General features: G+C 30.5%; 2 protein-coding genes. Both read left to right on the plus strand.

Annotated features, from left to right (window positions below; all coding sequences use genetic code 11):
• The first annotated feature begins 458 nt into the window (after positions 1 to 458).
• A complete protein-coding gene (locus WA340_RS06015; RefSeq protein WP_336127886.1) occupies positions 459 to 1,529 on the plus strand; it encodes an AAA family ATPase in 1,071 nt (356 codons plus the stop codon).
• 3 nt (positions 1,530 to 1,532) lie between these two features.
• Complete coding sequence (locus tag WA340_RS06020; RefSeq protein ID WP_336127887.1) at positions 1,533 to 2,270, plus strand: DUF4435 domain-containing protein; 738 nt, start codon at positions 1,533 to 1,535, stop codon at positions 2,268 to 2,270.
• Positions 2,271 to 2,384 lie beyond the last annotated feature (114 nt).

Raw genomic sequence — 2,384 nt, forward strand, 5'->3', positions numbered from 1 at the left:
GTTGCAATAGCGGAATTAAAAACTAAACGTAAAAATTGTGCGAATTCTGAACTTTGAAAACAGCGGAACTTTGCGCAAAAAAGCAAAACGGAAACTGAATTTAATACTCGAAACCGAAACGTGACGCTGAATTGAAAAATATAAAACGGAACTGTGCGCAGAAATTCACTCGAGCGGAATTATAAAACGTGAATTGATTACTTCTACTCTATTTAATTCCAAAATTGCGGAATCAAAACGTGGAATTGAATAGCAAAACGCAAAACAAAACTCTGAATGAACCTCAAAAAACTGAATTATAACTGCAACCAACAATGTATAAATTCAATTGCGACTGAATTTCCTACGGAAATTCATTGCAATTTTCTATCTTTCAGTTTCAATCGGAAAATCGTACCGATTTTCCGCAACTGAAATTTATACGCTAACGTTATGCACAAATTTGAAAAACAACACTAATGATAGAAAAACTTTATGTTGAAAAGCTAAATGACAGAGCTAAACCTTTGGATTTAGACTTTCATCCGGACTTGAATTTATTTACAGGAAAAAATGGTTCAAGTAAAACTACCATTTTGAAACTAATTTGGTATTTAAATTCTGGTCGAATTATGAACCTAATTCGAGAAGTTAATTTTGAATTCGCAGAACTTAAAACATCTAACAAAACCATTTCTATAAAGAGAGATTTTGAGAATAGTGCTGTATCAATATCAATAGACAAAGAAAAGTCTTTTACTCTTAGTGATATGAATCTTCGTGAATTGGAAATAAGACGTTCACAGAGAGTACACGAAAAATTAAATGGAATTGTTAAATCAGCAATACCAACCATATTTTTTCCAACTTTTAGAAGAATAGAAGGAGGATTTTCAATGGATGACAATTATAACCCACGCTTCCATAGGACCGATGATATCAGAGATGCTTTAGAAGAATTTTCCAGACGTTTATCTATGAGAAACCAACGTTTTATTACATCTATATCAACAGATGATATTGTTTCTCTTCTAAATATAGAATATTCAAACATAAATTCTCAAATCAATGCTTTTCAAAAGAAAAAGTCAGATGAGATTATCAGAAAAATTAAAACTAAAGGTAAAAAGGATAAAGAAACTCTTTCCGAAATTCAAGAAGATATAGAAATGATGGAAAGGGAAAGAGAATTACTTTTAAAACCTTATACTACACTATCAGAATTGATTACAAAAATATTTCAACACAAAGGAATTAATTTAAGCAACTTAACATTGGGAGAAGTAAATAATGCTATTTCCTCAGAAAAATTATCAGCAGGAGAAAAACAGATGTTGAGTTTCATTTGCTATAATGCGTTTACTAAAGACAATACAATTTTTATTGATGAACCAGAACTAAGTTTACATCCAGACTGGCAAAGAACTTTGATACCAACATTACTTAACCAAGGTAATAACAATCAATTTTTTATGGCTACGCATAGTCCGTTTATTTATTCAAAATATTCAGACAAAGAGATTATTCTGTCAACTGATAAAGGAGTTTAAAGTATGAGTTTAGAATTATCAGTAGACGAAATTATTCAAACATTAAAACGTTCATCATTAACAACTGTACTTGTTGAAGGGAAAGATGATGTTTTAATTTACAGATGGTTAGAAGATGAAATTGGTGTTGTAAATGCAAATTTCTTTCCTTGTGGAGGCAGAGACAAACTAATGCAGATTTATGAAAGGCGCTCTGAATTTCCCGAAAGCAGTGTGATTTTTGTTGCAGATAAGGATGCTTACGTTTATATCAATCCACCTCAAGAATACAACGAAATAATTTGGACAAATGGTTATTCAATTGAAAATGATTTGTATTATGGTAGAGGAATAGAAAGTTTGCTAAGTAATGATGAAAGAACAATATTTCTTAAATCATTAAATTCTTTTGTTGAATATTATGCTTATGAAGTAGAAAAATGCATAAATCAAGAGGAATACAATCTAAGAACACATCCTCAACATATTATATGCGAAATTCAACACGAAGTAAAACAGGAATTTTTAGATGAAATAAACTTTAAAAAAGCTGAAACAGAAATTGAGAATAATATTAGAGAAAACTATGATGTTCTGATAAGAGGGAAATCATTGTTTGCTCTATTAACAAGAATTTTAAGTAAAAGTACAAGACCAGTGAAACATTCCAAATTAAGTCTTTTAGAACAGTGTTACAGAACTCATAAAAGTGATAAATTTTTGGAATTGATTTCTAAAATTGAACAAAAAATCAGTGCATAACAATGGCTATAAGTAATTGCTTGTTCTCGTCTACTTCTGAAAATCCTCGCGGATTTTCAGCTTGGTGTGTACTTGCAAAGTTAAGTGCTAACCCACGCAACTACTCATAGCCGA

The sequence above is a fragment of the Mesoflavibacter sp. CH_XMU1422-2 genome (genome assembly GCF_037029245.1).
In the GTDB taxonomy this organism is placed as follows: domain Bacteria; phylum Bacteroidota; class Bacteroidia; order Flavobacteriales; family Flavobacteriaceae; genus Mesoflavibacter; species Mesoflavibacter zeaxanthinifaciens.

What these genes read in the sequence shown, in the direction of transcription:
- WA340_RS06015 (WP_336127886.1), top strand. Translation starts at nt 459, where the DNA reads ATGATAGAAAAACTTTATGTTGAAAAGCTAAATGACAGAGCTAAACCT.
- WA340_RS06020 (WP_336127887.1), top strand. Translation starts at nt 1,533, where the DNA reads ATGAGTTTAGAATTATCAGTAGACGAAATTATTCAAACATTAAAACGT.